This is a genomic window from Paenibacillus sabuli (assembly GCF_014705605.1).
Lineage (GTDB): Bacteria > Bacillota > Bacilli > Paenibacillales > Paenibacillaceae > Paenibacillus_D > Paenibacillus_D sabuli.
Window position 1 is genome coordinate 24,938 of sequence record NZ_JACXIZ010000037.1, and the last position, 17,401, is coordinate 42,338.

The following is a 17,401-nucleotide window of genomic DNA, read 5'->3' on the forward strand; positions in this document are numbered from 1 at the left end:
ATACGATAATCATCCCGAAGTGACGCGGCCCCCGTCCTGCCATCCGGCAGGCGGGGGCCTGCACGTCGATCGGCCGCGGACGGCCGATCCGAAAGGAGCGCAAACAGGCTATGGAAATGCCGCTATACAACTTGACCTATCGCGAGCTGAAGGAGGCGCTGGAGCGCGGTGCGGAAGGAGGTCAGACGACCACATGCGAAGAAGAAGCGGGGGCGCAGTCCGGCCAGGATGGCCGAACGGCGGACGGCCGCTTGGCGACGGATTGGCTGCCCGGGCGGCTGCGCGCCGGCCTGGATGCCCAGCCGTCGCTGTGCGAAGCGCTGCGGCAGGAAGGCGAGGGGCTGCTCGGCGAGCCCGAAGAGCCGCTGCGCTTCGCCGATTTTCTCCGCTTCGGCCGCGACGGCGACCGGAGCGCCTACGAGCGCGCCTACTTCGCCCGCCGCCGCCGGCTGACGGTGCTGGCGCTGCTGGCGCTGTGCGACGCGCGGCCGCAGCGCTGGCTGCCCGCGCTGGAGGAGGTGATCTGGGCGATCTGCGACGAATACACCTGGGTTGTTCCCGCCCATGTCGGGCTATATGCCGCCAGCTACCCGGAGGGCATCTGGGATCAGCCCGCTCCGCCGCGCGAGACGGTCGACCTGTTCGCAGCGGAGACGGCGCTGGCCCTGGCAGAGATCGTCCGTCATCTGGAGGATGCGCTGCACCCGTGGGTGCGCGCGCGCGTGCGCGAGGAGACGGAGCGGCGCGTATTCGCCGTCTGGTGGGGCGATCCGCGTCCGCAGAATTGGGAGCTCAAGCACAATAATTGGCCGGCCGTCTGCGCCTCGTCGTCGGCGATTGCGGCGCTCTATTGGGTGGAGGACAGCGAGCGGCTGGCGGGCATGCTGTGGCGGGCGCTGGGCGCGCTGCGCAGCTACATCGGCGGCTTCGACGAGCAGGGCGGCACAGCCGAGGGGATCAGCTACTGGCAATTCGGCTTCGGCGCCTATACGAGCCTGGCGGAGCTGCTCGAGCGCCGCACCGGCGGGCGCATCCGGCTGCTGGAGGGCGCCAAGCTGGAGGCGATCGCCGCCTTCCCGCTGACCTGTCTGCTGAGCGAGGGGGCGACGGTCAATTTCTCAGACGCGGCGGAGCGGCCGCGTCTGCTGCTCGGCCTGCTGCAGCGGCTGCACGGTCCGGCGGTTGCTGGACTGGCTGCCGCGGGCTATGCCGGGGCGGTCGAATCCGGCGAAGCGGCGATCGTCCGCCGGGCCGCGACCGCCACAACCGCCACAACCGCCACAACCGCCACAACCGCCACAACCGCCACAACCGCCGAGACTGCTGCGACCGCCGCTCAGGCCGAAGCGCCGGCGCGGCTCAGCGGCAACTGGCCGCAGCTCGTCCGCGAGCTCGCCTGGGGCGCGCTCGCAGGCGCAGATCCCGCCGCGGATCGGCTTGAGCCGGACGACAGCCGCGCTTATTTTGCCGGCATCGGGTGGGTGATCGCTAAGCGGCGATCGGGCGGCGAGCTGGCGGCCTTCGCCGCCAAGGGCGGCACCAACGGCGAGCCGCACAATCACAATGACGTCGGCCACTTCATCCTGCACTGGCGCGGCCGCAGTCTGCTGGCCGACCTGGGGGCAGGAGCGTATACCCGGCAATACTTCGAGCCGAAGCACCGGTACGAATCGCTCACCGCCGGCTCGCACGGGCACTCGGTGCCGATTGTCGACGGCATCCGCCAAGGCTACGGCCCGCAATTCCGTGCCGAAGTGCTGAGGCACGAGTCGTCGCGCGCCCGCACCTTGTTTGCGCTCGACCTGACCCCCGCTTATCCATGCCCTTCCTTGGAGCGGCTGCAGCGCGCCTTTATCTGGGAGACCGGCGAAGCGCGCGAGGCCTTCTCGCTCCGGGTGACCGACGAGGCGAGCTTCACGGCCCCGCCCGGATGCTTCGAGGAGGTGCTGATCAGCGCCGCGGAGCCGGTCGAAGAAGCGCCGGGCCGGCTCATGCTGGACAAGTTGGCGATGCGCTACGACGCCTCTCTCTGGCAGTGGCGCGTCGAGCCGTGCGAGATTGCGAGCTCCGCAGGGGAGCGGATGTATTGGCGCATCGTGCTGCGCGCGCGTACGCCCCAGCGCTTCCTGCGCTGGGAAGTCTGCTTCGAGCCGACTTCCCGCTGACAGCCCTTGTTTTGAAGCAGTGACAAAAAAGCCGCGTCCCGACTGGGACCAGCGGCTTTTTGTTTAGTCCAAATTATTGTATATAGACGCTGCCCGCGCCGCCGTGGTTCCATAGGAGATGTCTCAGGGAGGCCTGACACACTTGAATCCTACAGTGGCGGAGTTGATGCACGATGTACCAGGCAAGAGGTGCGCAGAATGTGGTTCCGAAAGGCGGTCACGATGCTTCTCGATCTGCAATGATAACGGCGGCAACGACGGCATGCCTCATCCTTGCCTGCTTCATTCTGCCAGGTTCGTCGTTGCGGTACGTCTAGCTCTGCCGTCCCCGTCGCCAGGCTCCGCCAACATCGCCTTCTCCCGGATCAGCGCCGCCGCCCACGCCTCGTTGCGGCCCATGTCGTCGTTAGTTTTCAAAGATTGCCCCTCACACATTCAGGGTCTTGCTGGCGCTTGCAGGGGTGCCAGCCGGGGGAAGCGGAGCGTGTAGCCGCCAAAATGGCGGCTGCAGGAGCGCGGCCGGGAGAAGCGGAGCGTGTAACCGCCAAAATGGCGGTTGCAGGAGCGCGAACGGGGAAGCGGAGCATGTAGCCGCCAAATTGGCGGTTGCAGGGGTGCAGCCGAGGGAAGCGGAGCGTGTAGCCGCCAAAATGGCGGTTGCAGGAGCGCGAACGGGGGAAGTGGAGCATGTAGCCGCCAAATTGGCGGTTGCAGGGGTGCAGCCGAGGGAAGCGGAGCGTGTAGCCGCCAAAATGGCGGCTGCAGGAGCGCGAACGGGGGAAGTGGAGCATGTAGCCGCCAAAATGGCGGTTGCAGGAGCGCGAACGGGGGAAGTGGAGCATGTAGCCGCCAAAATGGCGCTTGCAGGGGTGCCAGCCGGGGGAAGCGGAGCATGTAGCCGCCAAAATGGCGGTTGCAGGAGCGCGAATGGGGGAAGTGGAGTGGGCGACCACGTTCTTGCACTTTACCGTGACGATGGCGGGCAATGTCCGCATGGGTATCGACAATTATGGCAGCGGGACCGATCCTGCTGCATACGGCCGGGTTGACTCCGCATCGATTGCGCCTTTCCAAGTGTGTACGGTGGGAGGGCGACGGCACACCGGCTTTCCGGTAAATGCCGACAGCACGGATTATAATCTGGGCACCGTGTTCTATACGACAGTGCCCGGAAGCATCACGGGATTGCGCGTCTATGCGGGCAGCAGCGAATCCGGGGATCATGCCTGTTATTTGTTCAACAATACGACCGGCGCTGTCGTGGACCTCGCACCTGGACCTATACCGGCAATGACGCCTGGATTACGAAGGAGATCACGCCAGTTGCGATCTCGCCGGGCTATGACTATACGATCGTTATTTCGACCGGCACGGATTCCGGCCGCAACTACGCGGTTGACCTGGGCGGATTCGGCGGCGGCGGGACGGTCAACAATTTCTTGTACTGGTACGCAGGCTCCGGGGTCTGGGGACCGAAGGACGGAACCCGGCCTGTGAATGTGTATCAGAATCATAATTACTTGCGGGACATCTTGTTCGTTCCCGATTGACCGTCACAATACTCAGAAGCATTAAGCCGCGGCCTTTGGCCGCGGCTTTCTTTTTTGAAAGGATAGAAAAGAGAAAAGATGTAAATCACGAATTCCCCGAAATTCATTGACGATGGGATTAGAACCTGATACAATCATTTCAACTTAGAAAAAACGATTTAGCACAACGATTTAGCACAACGATTTAGCATGGTGGTTCAGCAAAAAATTTAGCAAAGTAATTCATCAAAAGTTTTATCCTGGAAGGGGGAGAGTGCTTGGCGAGTATTAAAGAGATTGCCCAATTGGCCAAGGTATCGCAAAGTACGGTGTCGGTTGTGTTAAATGGAAAGGGCACGCATTATCGAATTTCAACTGACACGCAACAGCGCATCATGGATGCCGCGCAAAATCTCGGCTATCGCCCGAATATTTCCGCCCGTCGCTTGCGGACGAGGGGCGAGACCATTAAGCCGGTCATTGCCTTGTTTTGGACGGCTGACACGCGCTCCCAGTTAATTGCCCGTTATTTGAATGGCCTGCAGGTCGCGTTAAGCGGTTACAAAGACGACTATGAAATTTTGATTCAACCGTATGTCGGCGCTCAGATTCACAAGGAAACCAGTCTTCTGACCGGAACGCGCTTTAACGGGGCGATCATTGCCAATTCCACGATGGAAGACGAGCGTTATCTGGAAAGCGCGGAAATCAATGTCCCCACGGTGTTGTATCTTCGAAACTCCGAAAAATATTGTTCGGTAAATGTCGACGATTACAGGACCGGGCGAACGATTGCCGAATTGTTTGCTTCGCGCGGACATCGCAGCGTCGGTATCATGATGCCGATTGTGTCTTCGGCGGCTATTCAATCGAGGAGTCAAGGTTTTTTTGACGGATGCAAGGAATTGGGACTCGAAATTCGAGAGGCCTATAATGTTCAAGAAGAGTATTCCGAAGAGGGAGGATATCGCGGTGGGAAAAAAATAGCAGCCATGGGCGAGCGGCCTGACGCGATTTTCTTTTTGAGCGATCAAATGGCCATTGGAAGTTTGTACGCGTTCTATGAGGCTGGAGTCCGTATCCCGATTGATATGGAAATTGTCGGTCACGATGATGAAGTCGCTTCCAAGTTTTCCATCCCTCCGTTGACCACGGTCCACTTGCCGGTTGAAGAGATGGCGCTCGCATGCTTGGAATTAATGGACGGACTGATGACCAACCAAATTGAAGCGCCTGTCGCCAGAAAATTTGAATCCCATCTGGTTGTGCGTCAAACCTGTGGAGATATGAAACAGACTTGAGGTGGTAAACACGATGGTTAATCAATCAAGGATGGCCTACATCGCAAGAAACTTGAAACGATCGAAATACTTGTATGCCATGATGCTTTTGCCATTTGTCTACTTGATCGTTTTCAAGTACTTGCCGATGTATGGCTTAATCATTGCTTTTAAAGATTTCAAAATCTACGATGGGATGCTGGGAAGCGATTGGGTGGGATTCAAGCATTTTCAAAAGTTTTTTATGGACGAAAACTTTGTCATGCTTTTGAAAAACACGTTTTTGCTAGGTTTCTACCTGCTGTTGTTCGGCTTTCCAATCCCCATACTGTTTGCGCTTTTGATAAACGAAATTCGGAAAAAATGGTTTAAAAAAACCGTGCAAAGCTTGAGTTATTTGCCACATTTTATCTCCATGGTTGTTGTTGTTTCGATGGTCGTGACTTTCGTTAAAGTGGATGGGTTGATCAACGGTATTACCGGGATATTTGGCTTTGCGCCAATTTCTTATTTGTTGCAGGAAGAATGGTTCCGGACCATTTTTGTCACCAGTGAAATCTGGCAGACGCTCGGCTGGAGTTCGATTATCTATTTGGCGGCCATTTCGGGCGTAGACCCGGAACAAATTGAGGCTGCCGTCATCGACGGTGCGAATCGCTGGCACCAGGTCATTCATGTCACGCTGCCGGCCATTGCTTCGACGATTGTCATTATGTTTATTCTGAATATTGGGAATATTCTGGATTTATCATTTGAAAAGGTACTGCTGCTGCAAAACCCGCAAATTTACGAAACGGCAGACGTCATTTCAACTTATGTGTTTCGAAAAGGGCTGGAAGGATTTCAATACAGCTACGCTACGGCTGTCGGATTTTTCAACTCCATTATTAATCTCTGCTTTCTCGTGGCTGCCAATCAATTGTCCAAAAGGTTCGGCGGTTCAAGTATCTGGTAGAAAGGAGCCTGGCGATGGTCGCTCAAAAAAGCTTGCCCTCAAGATTATTTGACGGATTTAACATCCTGCTGATGATTCTGATTTCGTTGGCCATGGTGTATCCGTTCTATTACATGTTTATTGTATCGATCAGCGGCAATACGGCCGTAATGACTGGCAGTGTCAATCTGTTGCCGGTTGCGCCTTCATTTGCGGCCTACCAGTCCATTTTAAAGGATCCTATGATTTTGGTAGGCTTTGAAAATTCGTTTCTCTATATGGTCGTAGGTACGCTCATTAACATGGTGATGACTGCGCTCTGCGCGTATCCCTTGTCTCGTCCGGATTTTTTCGGAAGAGGAATATTTATCAAGTTGTTCGTATTTACGATGTTTTTTAACGGCGGGTTGATTCCGTTATTTCTGCTGGTCTCCAATCTGGGCATGATCAACAGCATCTGGGCGATCGTCTTGCCGACTGCCATCAATGTGTTCTACCTGGTCATCATGAAATCATTTTTTCAATCGCTGCCGTTTGCTTTGACCGAATCGGCCTATATCGACGGCGCCAATGATATCTATATTTTCTGGAAAATCATATTGCCGCTTTCCACGCCGATCCTCGCCACGCTCATTCTGTTTTATGCCGTGGCCCAATGGAATTCGTTTTTGCCGCCGCTCATCTTCTTGACGGAAAAGGAGAACTATCCGATTCAATTGTTTGTGCGCAATATCGTAATCGAGGGGCAGACGGCAGACATCAGCAACGCGATGAGTCAAAGTCAGGTGGAGAGCGCGGCAATGTCCGAGAAATCAATCAAATACGCGTTGATCATTAGCGCCGCGCTGCCGGTGATGGTCATTTATCCGTTCATCATCCGATACTTCGAGAAGGGGGTGATGATCGGCTCCATAAAAGGCTAAGCGATTCACTTTAGAATTGAAAGATTGCCAGGGGTAAACATCCGCAAAACAGCAGGAACAAAACAGAAACCGGATTTGTGGGAGGTTAAAACATTGAAAAAGAATGTGTACGTGTTCGCCGTCATTACACTCATAAGCATTGCCTTGCTGGCTGGCTGCAGCAACTCGGGAAATTCAGGGGGAAATACCGATGCCGAGCAATCAGGTGAAACGAACAACACTGCCGGAACGACAGGCGAAAGCAATTCGGCCGAAGGAAAGCTGACGGACGAAGAGGTAACCTACACCATCGCGCTGCCGGAAAATCCGCTGCAGCCCATTGATCCGAACGCGCCGGCGTTTCAGGCTATTACAGAAAAAACGGGAATCAAGCTTGACATTATGGTCATTCCCGGTGCGGACTATCCGACCAAAATGAATACGTTATTGGCATCAGGTCAACTGCCGGATTTCTTTAAATTGTGGGGCGCGGACCCGATGGAAATATACGAAACCGGCGCTTTGCTCCCGATGCGCGAGCTGATTGCGGAGCATGCGCCGATTATTCAGGAAGATTACGACACAATCGAAGATCTGAAACGCACCATGATTGACAACGACATCTACACGCTGCCGATGATTCGTCGCGACGTCAACTATGAAAAAGGCACGCTGCCGATCATTCGCATGGATCTGCTGGAAGAACAGCAACTGGACGTTCCGACAACGTGGGATGAGCTTTACGAAGTGCTGAAACAATTGAAAGAAGCTTACCCCAATGCGATTCCGTACGGCGCCAGAGGGGACAACCGCGTCCTGTTTGATATTCTTAGCCCGTTGCCCAGCATGGGCGCGTACTATAATTTGTATCAAACGGATGACAAGGAGTGGCAGTTAGGCCGCACCAAAGAATCGTACAAACGCGCACTTACGTTCTACAACAAGCTGTACGAAGAGCAATTGCTGGACAATGAGTTTTTGCTGGTGGACACGCAATCCTGGCTAGAGGGGTTGTCCAGCGGCAAATATCTATTCTTTTATGACAATCCGGTTTTCATGAATCAGGTCAACGGTCCCTTGCAACAAATTGACCCGGATGCACGCTTCGAGCCGATCCCGATTCTGGAAAACTGGGATGGTGAAAAGCAAAACTACAAACAACCTGACCATTATTTTCACCAATTCGGAATTAGTCGAAATGTAGAAAATCCCGAATTGGCCATTCAGTTCTGGAATTGGCTGTATAGCGAAGAAGGTACGCTGGCTACCAATTACGGCATTGAAGGCGAGCAATATACGATCGACGAAAATGGCGAACCGCAGTGGACGCAGGCTGTCATTGATGAGTACACGAAGAAGGACGATCCTTTTTATGCGCTGCAATCGGACTTTGGAGTGGGGAACTTGTCCTTATCGCCCTCCTGGCTGTCTGCGGCGGCTGACCGATTCCGCGCTTCTTCGCCCGATAGTCTGAGCCCGGAAGCGATTCATGAAATGTATGTCGACAGTCCCGCCATCAAAGATATTCCGGTTGAACCCCCGTACACGCCGGAGGAAGGCGAGCGGATCAAAGAAATCAATCAGGACATCAACGACTTCTCGAAAGTGGAGTTGAACAAGTTCCTCTCCGGCAGTCGTCCTTTGAGCGAATTCGATCAGTTCGTTACGTCCATCAACAGTCGCGGCGGCGAAGAGCTTGTGGAAATTGTCAATGAGGCCGAGCAGCGCTTTCAGGATAATCAATAACGAAAATGGGTGATGGAGAAGCCATGCAAATTCAAAATTCAGTCGGCATCGAGATGGTGCTTCTCGCGCCAGGCAGCTTTACGCAAGGCGCCGACAACGGGAACTATGAAACGCAGCCTTCGCATACGGTTCATCTTTCTTCGCCATTTTATATGTCGTCCCGGCTGGTGACATTTGGCCAATATGAGCGATTCAGACCAGGATTTCGGAAGAACTTGCAGACGATTCGGCGCTTGACCAATACCGATCCGCGTTGGGTGGCGGAATATGAACATGCGTATCAAGATGATGATCCGGTCGTCGGGGTCAATTGGCATGAGGCGGTGGCGTTCTGCAAGTGGCTGAGTGCGAAGGAAGGCCAATCTTACCGCTTGCCAAGCGAGTCGGAATGGGAATACGCTGCGCAGTCGGAGGCAGCGGCAAAGGAGCAACTGCATGCCTTTACCGGTCAGATCGAGCAGTGGTGCCTGGATTGGTACGGACCGTATCCGAACGGGGAGCAGACCGATCCGGCAGGGTATCGCGAAGGGACGACCAGAATTACGCGAGGCGGATCAAGCTGGACGCCCGAAGGCACGCATGCTGTAGCCGGCCGAATGAGCTTTCTACCGGCAGATCGCTACCCCGGACTTGGATTTCGTGTTGTCGTGGGGGCGATGCCATTCCGTTATATCGAGCATCAGCCGCGACCGCTCTGTCAGTCGGAGGTGCCGCAGGAGCGATATGACTGGCGGGCACAACAGGTGGAATCGGAGGAAGCTATCTTTCTGACGCCAATCGACTTTGTCAAGATTCCGGATAATTCGACGGGCCCGCTATACTCTGACCATAACCACTTTCCGTCTGTCACATGGTGTCCTAACGGGGATCTGCTAGTAACCTGGTTCACGGATTTGGGCAAACACGCAACCGGAGAAGAAGGCGTCAAGCTCAATATTGCCGCCTCGCGGCTGCGGAAAGGCAGCCAGTCCTGGGATGCGCCGTCGCTGTTCTGGTCGGCTGCCGACCGCAATGACCACTCAAGTGCGTTGTGGACGCATCCCGAGACCGGATTGCTGTATCACTTTCAAGGAACCGGCAGCTATCCGAACCAAGGGAACCAGACGTTGTTCATGCGGACAAGCGACGACAACGGTGCGAACTGGTCCGCGCCCCGCATCATGAGCGATGTGCGCTCCATGTGGAATCCGCATATCGTGACACGTACCCGCGAGGGGGTGCTGATCCTGAGCAGCGACCTGAATTTTGATCAACCGATGTGGGGGCGTATCATCATCAGTCATGACGACGGTCACACCTGGCACGCTCCGGCAGGGAAGATTCACGGCCAGCATCCGGGTATCGTCCAACTGGCGGACGGCGCGCTGATGGCCGTCGGGCGGGACAATTGGAACACGGAGCACGCCGCTGTTCCCGGGAGCGGAGTTCCTATCAGCACGAGCGTCGATCTGGGCGAAAGTTGGTCTTACCGTCGCGAGCCGGCGCTCGGCCACGGAATCGATTGGCGCCAACGGCCGGTCTTGCTTCGCTTGAAAGAGGGCCCGATCCTCTATATCGGGTTCACCGACAAATCCAATACAGCCAAAGCGCAGCGTCTTGGCATTGAAATTGTCGATCAAGCGGGTGAGCGCCGCCGCGTATATGGCATGTTTTCGGCTCTTTCGTTTGACGAAGGCCGGACCTGGTCGCATCACAAACTGGTGACACCAAGCTCGGACGACCGTGAATATGACGGAGGCGGCAATACCGATTTCTTTGTTGCCAACGCCGAGCAGAGCGAGCCGGCAGGTTATTTGCAGGCCCTCCAGACGGACGATCATATGATTCATCTGCTTTCGAGCAAGCTGCATTACCGATTCAATTATAAATGGCTGCAGGCTGCGACTTTAGCCGCACCCAAGTAAAGATAGGTGTTGTCCTGACGGAGGACGGGATGCTTGGCGTATTCCCGTCTTCTCGGCTTGGGCAATCCACCAATTATGGATAAGAGGGAGATTTTCCATCATGAAATTATTACATGGTGTCACGACAGCGATGGTGACTCCTTTTACTAAAGAAGGAGATATAGATTTTCAAGCAGTAGAGCAGTTGACAAATTTTTTGGTATCCAAAGGGGTACAAGCCTTGTTCCCGCTCGGGACAACCGGAGAAATGCTGCGCTTGTCGATTGAAGAACGCAAGGCCGTAGCGGAAACGGTGGTCCGGGCAGCAGCCGGGCGGGTCACCGTCTACATTCATGCCGGAGCGACAACGACAAAGGATACGATCGCGCTGGCCAGGCATGCCCATGCCGTCGGCGCAGATGGGATCGGCGTCGTTACGCCGATCTTTTCGGTTGTCAATGACCGGGAGATGGAGCAGTTTTATGTCGAGGTGGCTTCAAGTGTTCCTGCGGAATTTCCGGTGTATTTATACAATATCCCACAATGTTCGGCGAATGACTTGTCCGTCGAAGTCGTACAGCGTGTCGCAACGCAATGCCGCAATGTGGTTGGCCTGAAGTACAGCTATCCCGATTTTACACGTACTGGCGCTTACTTGGCGTTAAACGATTTTTCGGTCGTGCAAGGCGCGGACCACTTGTTCGTTCCTGCCCTGGCGATGGGCTGCAGCGGTACGGTTTCCGGTGTGTCGAGTGTATTCCCGGAGCCCTTCGTCGAGGTATACCGCCATATGCAGAGCGGAGACCTGGACGAAGCCCGGCGCTGGCAGCACATCGCCACGCGGTATTGCAACATTCTTCAAAATGGACGCAACATGGCGTATTTCAAAGCAGCGCTAAATTGGCGAGGCTTGACAGGAGGATCTGTCCGATCCCCCCAACTGGATCTGGCGCAAGCAGATGTGGAATTGCTTCATCAGAGCCTGCGTGAAATGGAACGCGAAACGTCGTTGGGCCTCTTGAATCCCGTTTCCAATTCTTGATCAACACGCTGACAACACGCTGAAAATACGCTGGCAATACGCTGAAAACACGAAGACAATACGATGGAAACACGATGGAAACACGAAGACAACACGAAGACAACACGAAGACAATACGCTAGAAACATGAAAACAACACGAAGACAATACGCTAGAAACATGAAAACAACACGAAGACAATACGCTAGAAACATGAAAACAACACGAAGACAATACGCTGACAAACACGCTGAAAAAATACTTCAAAGCCGCTTTCCGAAAAGGATCAGCGGCTTTTTGTTAAGCAATTATTGTATATAGACGCTGCCCTCGCCACCGTGGTTCCATAGGAGATGTCGCAGGGGGGCCTGACACACCTGAACCCTACAGTGGCCGAGTTGATGCACGAAGTACCAGGCAAGACGCAGATTCACACAAAATATATTTCCTGGCTGGTGATGTTCCTGCCCGTAGCGGTCTAGTTCACCTTGTGCGCCTGCGCACCCGTGCGGCCCGTGCACCCGTGCGCCCCTGCACCCGTGCACCCGTGCATCATGTGAAGCTGAACTGTACGTGAGGCTGAACTGCAAAAATACAGTTCATAGGCTTCGATCTGGGCGGAAATCCAAGATGAACTGCAAAAGTACAGTTATTTTTGGGGAAACGGCTGGAAATTCAAGTTTTTACCGAATTTGAAATGCATTTATGCAGTTCAGGACGTGGCAGGGCCCGTAAATCATCAAATGAACTGCACTTATACAGTTCGTAGCTAACGAAAGCGAAGGAACTGAGCGCGCTGCAATGGGTAGAAGGCGTCGAAGCGGAACGCTTCGCGCCCTGGACCACGCTGCTAAATTTGGAGCAAAACAATGCATCGGGAAAATTACAATTGACTGGTATACTAGTATATATCATAATGAAGGCAAGGCGTGATGGAGAGAGGCAAGGAGTGATGGAGATGCTGCAAACGACGCAGGCGGCGGGGCGCCGACCGCTGAGCGAGGTCGCGTACGAACTGGTCCGGGACCGGATCGTGTATCTGGAGCTGCTGCCCGGGCAAATGGTGTACGAATCGGAGCTGTCGAGCGCGCTCGGCATGAGCCGCACACCGCTGCGCGAGGCGGTGCGCGCCCTGCAGGCAGAGGGGCTGATCGAGGTGCTGCCGCAGCGCGGCGCGCGCATCGCGCGCATCTCCGCGTCGAAGGTGGGCGAGACCCGATTCGTCCGCGCCGCTCTGGAGGCGGCGGCGTTCCGCGAGCTGGCCGCGGGGTGGCGGGATCGGCCCGATCGTCTGCGGCTGGAGCAGTCGGCCCGGCTGCTGCTGGAGGAGCAGCGCGAGGCGGCGCGGCAGGGCGATGCGAAGCAGTTCCTGAAGACGGACGAGGCCTTCCACGGCCTGTTCCTGCGCGCCTACGGCAATGCGACGGCGCTCGGCGTCGTCGGTCAGATGCGCGGGCATCTGAACCGGATTCGCTATCTGATGCTGCAGCGGCTCGATCAGACCGACGCGCTGATCGCCGAGCACGAGCAACTGCTGGAGGCGCTGATCGGCGGGGAAGCTCCTCGCGCTGCGACGGTGCTGGAGCATCACCTGCATAAGGTGCTGGACGACCTGCCCGACATGGCGGCGGCGGAGCCGGAGTGGTTCGAGGCTTGATCGTCACCGCTACTAGCGGGGTAGCTTGACCTATAACAGAGCATGCAACAACAGAGGACGCAACAACAGAGCATGCAACAACAGAGCACGCAACAACAGAGCACGCAACAACAGAACATGCAACAACAGAGCATGCAACAACAGAGGATGTTGCAACAGGCAACGATCGGAGGAATGGGGGGCCAATGTTGGAAGATCTATCAGGCAAGACGGCAATCGTGATCGGCGGCGCGGCGGGCATCGGTCTCGGCGCGGCGCGGCGGCTCGCGGCGGGCGGCGCGAGCGTGCTGATTGGCGATCTGCAGCGCGAAGCGGGCGAGGCCGCGGCCGCCGAGCTCCGCGCGGCAGGCTGCAAGACGGAGTACCGCGAGACGGATGTACGCAGCGCATCCCAATTGGAAGCGCTTGCCGAAGCGGCGGAGCGCACTTGCGGCGGCATCGACATTCTCGTCAATAGCGCGGGTATCCAGCGCTACGGCGACGTGACGGAGACAGACGAGGCACTATGGGACGAAGTGATGGCGGTCAATGCAAAAGGCGTCTTCCTGGCCTCGAGAGCCGTCATACCGGCGATGCGCCGGCGCGGCGGCGGCTCGATCGTCAATGTCTCGTCGGTGCAAGCCTTAGCTTCTCAAACGCGGGTCGCCGCCTATAGCGCGAGCAAGGGCGCGATCAACGCGCTCACCCGCGCCATGGCGGTCGATCATGCGGCCGAGGGCATCCGCGTCAACGCAGTGTGCCCGGCCTCGATCGACACGCCGATGCTGCGCGAAGCGGCCGAGTTGCACGGCGGGGAAGCGGGCCGGGAAGCGCTGCTCGCGGCATGGGGGGCGATGCACCCGATCGGCCGGCTCGGGACGCCGGAGGACATCGCCGAGCTCATCGCCTTCTTGGCCGGCGACCGCAGCGGCTTCGTGACGGGCGCCGAGCTCCGAATCGACGGCGGCATGCTGGCCGCGCTGGGCGTACGCTTGCCAGAGAAGGGAGAGGGCCAGAGATGAAAATTACGGACCTGCGAGCCACTACGGTCATGATGCCGCTCGAAGCGCCCTTGCGTCACAGCAACGGCGCCCACTGGGGACGCTTCGTGCGCACGATCGTGGAGGTCGAGACGGACGAGGGCTTGATCGGTTACGGCGAGATGGGCGGGGGCGGCGAGAGCGCCGAGCTCGCGTTTGCCGGGCTGAAGGCGTATCTGCTCGGCCACGATCCGTTTCAATTGGAAGAGATGCGCTTCAAAATCTGTAACCCGACGGCCAGTCTGTACAATAACCGGACGCAACTGCATGCCGCGATTGAATTTGCCTGCCTGGATATTATGGGCAAAAAACTCGGCGTGCCGGTCCATCAGCTGCTGGGAGGAAAGGTGCGGGATCGGATCGATTTTGCAAGCTATCTGTTCTACCGGCTGCCGAATGAGCGGACCGGCGCGGGCGAGGTGCGAACGATCGAGCAACTGCTGGACAACTGCCGCGAGCTGAAGGCGCGCCACGGCTTCACCGTGCACAAGCTCAAGGGCGGCGTGTACCCTCCGGAATATGAGCTGGCATGCTACCGGGCGCTGGCGGATGCGTTCCCGCAGGATCGGCTGCGGTACGATCCCAACGGCGCGCTGACGGTGGAGGAGGCGATCCGCTTCGGTCAGGCGATCGAAGGGCTGAACAACGATTATTACGAGGACCCGACCTGGGGCATGAACGGGATGCGCCGGGTGCGCGAGATGGTTCGCATTCCGACGGCGACGAATACGGTGGTGATCAATTTCGAGCAGTTGGCGGCCAATGTGCGCGACCCGGCGATCGACGTCATTTTGCTCGATACGACCTTCTGGGGCGGCATTCGGCCATGCGTCAAGGCGGCGGGAGTATGCGAGACGTTCCAGCTCGGCGTGGCGGTGCACTCCTCCGGCGAGCTCGGCATCCAGCTGGCGACGATGCTGCATATGGGCGCGGTCGTGCCCAATCTGAGCCATGCCGCGGACGCGCATTACCATCACCTCACGGACGACATCCTCGTCGGCGGCAAGCTGGCGTACGAGGACGGCGCGATCCGGGTGCCGGACGGGCCGGGACTCGGAGTCGAGGTGGATCGCGACAAGCTGCGGCAATACGCGGAGCTGTATCGCGAGCACGGGGGGTATCCATACGATCGCGATCCGTCGCGGCCGGACTGGTATGCGCTCGTGCCCGGCGGCAAGTGGGCCGACCCGGCACAGCCGGGCAGACCGTGAGCGGGGCGGTGACAATCGGCGATCTGACACGGCGGCCCTAGGACCGCCGGATGTAGGGACAATTACGACAAGGAGGAACAGACCATGACTGACAATGGATTATTGGCCTATATCGAGCATGGCGGACAAGGCGGCATCGGCATCGCCCGAACCGCCGATCTGCTGCGGCGGTACGCGTATGTGGAGCAGAGCTGCGTGCGCGCGCTGGCAGGGTGGTTCGTCGCGCATCCGGATTGGGAGGTCAAGCTGCGGCTCGGCCATTACCTGTACGGGCATGCCGAATTCGTCCATGCGCTGCGCGAGCGGCTCGGCGATATGCGCGGCGGCAACCGCCACGCGGCGCTGGAGCCGGAGCTGAAGCGGCTGGGCGAAGCGCTCGCGCACGCGCCAGGCGGGGACGCTTTTGTCGCGGGAATGAAGCTGCTGACTGAGCTGTTGACGTCGATGTACCGCGAGCATATCGCGGCCGCTGATCCGGCGGCAAATGCGCCGGAGCTGAGGCTGCTGCGGCGCCGGCTGCCCGAGCTGGAAGAGCAGCTGGAGGAGCTCGGACGGCTCGGGCGGAGCCGATCCCGGCGGCCGGGGGATGCGGCGCAGGCCCGGTCTGAGGCTGAGGATGCAGCCAGGGGTGATGGATCGCAGGCGCAGTCCGAGGCTGTGGATACAGCGCGTGGGGAAGGATTACTGGCTCGGTCCGGGTCCACGGGTCAAGCGCCGGAGAGTGCGCTTGGGACGGGAGTGGAGCTGGCCAAGCCAGAGCAAGGCGGAGCTGAGGCTGCGCAGTGGTGCGCGTACCTGGACGGCATATGCGAGGCGGCGGGCGGCATCGGTGGCTTGCAAGTCCGCCGGTCGCAGACGGAGTCGCCGAAGGGCGCGGCTCGGTCCGCGGACAGCGGACCTGAAGGTACTCCGCTTGCGACTGCGCAATCTGCGACCTCTCAATCTGCGGTGACCCGGCCTGCGAATGCCCGGCTCGAATGGCCGCTGCCGATGCAATTTGACGAACGGCTGCAGCATGCAGACTTGGGCACGTACGAATCGAAGATGAATCTGCCGTTGCGAGAGCGTGCGATCGGGGAATTCGAGGTCTATTTCAACGAATTCTACGCCGCGGCGCTGCTGGCGACGGTCATCTACGATTCCTGGGAGATGAACATGCCGCGCGCCTATGATCTGGAGATCGCCCATCACTTCTGGGACGAGGTGCGCCATGCCGAATTCGGTGCGATCCGGCTGCGCGAGCTCGGGGTCGAGCCGTCCAGGATCAATATGTCGCTGTTCGAGCAGGCGCGCACGATGCCGATCGTGCACCGGCTCTGCTATCTGGCGCTAGGCCTGGAGGTGTTCTTCATGCCGCGCAAGAGCGAGCGGGCCCGCTATTACGAGCAGCAGGGGGACGGGCGCTCGCAGCTCTTCTCCGACGTGGACTGGTCCGAGGAAATCAACCATGTCAACTATGGCAAGCGGTGGGTCAACCACATGCTCGAGGACGATGCGCGCACGGTGCAGGATATTCAGGAGGAGGTCCAGGTCTACCTGAAAAAAGCGTCGGCAGCGGGCACGGACCAGACGCTTCAGACGGGACAGCATGCACAGACGGAGGACAGCGGCGGTCGGCTCGCACCTTGGTAAGAGGAGAGACGGTCCATCACGATTGGTCGGGGGACCGACAGCCAATCAGCGGCAGTCGATAGGCTCGCCCTGCGGCCTGGAGCCCGGCAGCCAGTGCAGCCATCCCAGCCAGACCAGAAAAATCAGTAACCTGGCCAAAGCAGCTAAACAGTCTCGAGTTGCTCGTGGTCGTCCGACCGCCGTCAAGCCGCAGGACCTCGCGCGCTGGAGCTGCGCACGGAAAGAACTCGAGCAGGGGCAGTCAATGTGCTGTCTGCCATTATGTAAAAATTCCAGCAAGGTCAGAAAAGCGCTTCTTACGAGGAGCGCTTTTTTTGGCATAGCGGTTATCAGCGCCAATTATTGCGAGGCTGGCCAGTGTGAATCGCTCGGATGGCGGAAATAAGCGCAAAATGTGAGGCTACAGGGGCGAAATCGGCTCG

General features: G+C 57.8%; 13 protein-coding genes. 12 read left to right on the forward strand and 1 reads right to left on the reverse strand.

What is annotated here, in order from left to right; genetic code table 11:
• Positions 1–110 precede the first annotated feature (110 nt).
• Positions 111–2,165: a heparinase II/III family protein gene (locus tag IDH44_RS19650; RefSeq protein ID WP_190920529.1), complete on the forward strand. Its 2,055-nt coding sequence runs from the start codon at positions 111–113 to the stop codon at positions 2,163–2,165.
• Positions 2,166–2,447: 282 nt separating this feature from the next.
• Here the strand turns inward: IDH44_RS19650 and IDH44_RS27020 are convergent, their stop codons facing one another.
• Positions 2,448–2,582 carry a hypothetical protein gene (locus IDH44_RS27020; protein WP_263364398.1) on the reverse strand — a complete coding sequence of 45 codons (135 nt, stop codon included), beginning with the start codon at positions 2,580–2,582 and terminating at the stop codon, positions 2,448–2,450.
• A gap of 576 nt (positions 2,583–3,158) precedes the next feature.
• On the opposite strand from IDH44_RS27020, the gene IDH44_RS27455 reads away from it, so the two are divergent.
• The 11 genes from IDH44_RS27455 to IDH44_RS19705 all read left to right on the forward strand — a co-directional run bounded on the left by IDH44_RS27455 (position 3,159) and on the right by IDH44_RS19705 (position 16,979).
• Positions 3,159–3,662 (forward strand): DUF4082 domain-containing protein, encoded by a 504-nt coding sequence (locus IDH44_RS27455; RefSeq protein WP_223869857.1) that lies wholly within the window; start codon positions 3,159–3,161, stop codon positions 3,660–3,662.
• Between the two features lie 310 nt (positions 3,663–3,972).
• Complete coding sequence (locus IDH44_RS19660; protein ID WP_190920531.1) at positions 3,973–4,995, forward strand: LacI family DNA-binding transcriptional regulator; 1,023 nt, start codon at positions 3,973–3,975, stop codon at positions 4,993–4,995.
• Between the two features lie 13 nt (positions 4,996–5,008).
• The gene (locus IDH44_RS19665) at positions 5,009–5,929 is read left to right on the forward strand and encodes an ABC transporter permease (protein WP_223869851.1); all 921 of its coding nucleotides are present in this window, start codon (positions 5,009–5,011) and stop codon (positions 5,927–5,929) included.
• Between the two features lie 14 nt (positions 5,930–5,943).
• Positions 5,944–6,831 (forward strand): carbohydrate ABC transporter permease, encoded by an 888-nt coding sequence (locus tag IDH44_RS19670; RefSeq protein ID WP_190920532.1) that lies wholly within the window; start codon positions 5,944–5,946, stop codon positions 6,829–6,831.
• A 93-nt stretch (positions 6,832–6,924) separates the two neighbouring features.
• Positions 6,925–8,556, forward strand: a complete 1,632-nt coding sequence (locus IDH44_RS19675; RefSeq protein WP_190920533.1) for an extracellular solute-binding protein — start codon at positions 6,925–6,927, stop codon at positions 8,554–8,556.
• A gap of 53 nt (positions 8,557–8,609) precedes the next feature.
• Positions 8,610–10,460 (forward strand): SUMF1/EgtB/PvdO family nonheme iron enzyme, encoded by a 1,851-nt coding sequence (locus IDH44_RS19680; protein WP_223869858.1) that lies wholly within the window; start codon positions 8,610–8,612, stop codon positions 10,458–10,460.
• 100 nt (positions 10,461–10,560) lie between these two features.
• Positions 10,561–11,481 carry a dihydrodipicolinate synthase family protein gene (locus IDH44_RS19685; RefSeq protein ID WP_190920535.1) on the forward strand — a complete coding sequence of 307 codons (921 nt, stop codon included), beginning with the start codon at positions 10,561–10,563 and terminating at the stop codon, positions 11,479–11,481.
• A gap of 937 nt (positions 11,482–12,418) precedes the next feature.
• Positions 12,419–13,117, forward strand: a complete 699-nt coding sequence (locus IDH44_RS19690) for a GntR family transcriptional regulator (RefSeq protein ID WP_190920536.1) — start codon at positions 12,419–12,421, stop codon at positions 13,115–13,117.
• Between the two features lie 185 nt (positions 13,118–13,302).
• A complete protein-coding gene (locus IDH44_RS19695; protein WP_223869852.1) occupies positions 13,303–14,118 on the forward strand; it encodes an SDR family NAD(P)-dependent oxidoreductase in 816 nt (271 codons plus the stop codon).
• Complete coding sequence (locus tag IDH44_RS19700; RefSeq protein WP_190920537.1) at positions 14,115–15,347, forward strand: enolase C-terminal domain-like protein; 1,233 nt, start codon at positions 14,115–14,117, stop codon at positions 15,345–15,347. The genes IDH44_RS19695 and IDH44_RS19700 overlap by 4 nt, the downstream gene beginning before the upstream one ends.
• An 84-nt stretch (positions 15,348–15,431) precedes the next feature.
• Positions 15,432–16,979: a DUF455 family protein gene (locus IDH44_RS19705; protein ID WP_190920538.1), complete on the forward strand. Its 1,548-nt coding sequence runs from the start codon at positions 15,432–15,434 to the stop codon at positions 16,977–16,979.
• Positions 16,980–17,401: the final 422 nt, after the last annotated feature.

Coding starts and splice junctions, on each gene's coding strand:
- IDH44_RS19650 (WP_190920529.1), top strand. CDS start 111: ATGGAAATGCCGCTATACAACTTGACCTATCGCGAGCTGAAGGAGGCG.
- IDH44_RS27455 (WP_223869857.1), top strand. CDS start 3,159: ATGGGTATCGACAATTATGGCAGCGGGACCGATCCTGCTGCATACGGC.
- IDH44_RS19665 (WP_223869851.1), top strand. CDS start 5,009: ATGGTTAATCAATCAAGGATGGCCTACATCGCAAGAAACTTGAAACGA.
- IDH44_RS19670 (WP_190920532.1), top strand. CDS start 5,944: ATGGTCGCTCAAAAAAGCTTGCCCTCAAGATTATTTGACGGATTTAAC.
- IDH44_RS19680 (WP_223869858.1), top strand. CDS start 8,610: ATGGTGCTTCTCGCGCCAGGCAGCTTTACGCAAGGCGCCGACAACGGG.
- IDH44_RS19685 (WP_190920535.1), top strand. CDS start 10,561: ATGAAATTATTACATGGTGTCACGACAGCGATGGTGACTCCTTTTACT.
- IDH44_RS19690 (WP_190920536.1), top strand. CDS start 12,419: ATGCTGCAAACGACGCAGGCGGCGGGGCGCCGACCGCTGAGCGAGGTC.
- IDH44_RS19695 (WP_223869852.1), top strand. CDS start 13,303: ATGTTGGAAGATCTATCAGGCAAGACGGCAATCGTGATCGGCGGCGCG.
- IDH44_RS19700 (WP_190920537.1), top strand. CDS start 14,115: ATGAAAATTACGGACCTGCGAGCCACTACGGTCATGATGCCGCTCGAA.
- IDH44_RS19705 (WP_190920538.1), top strand. CDS start 15,432: ATGACTGACAATGGATTATTGGCCTATATCGAGCATGGCGGACAAGGC.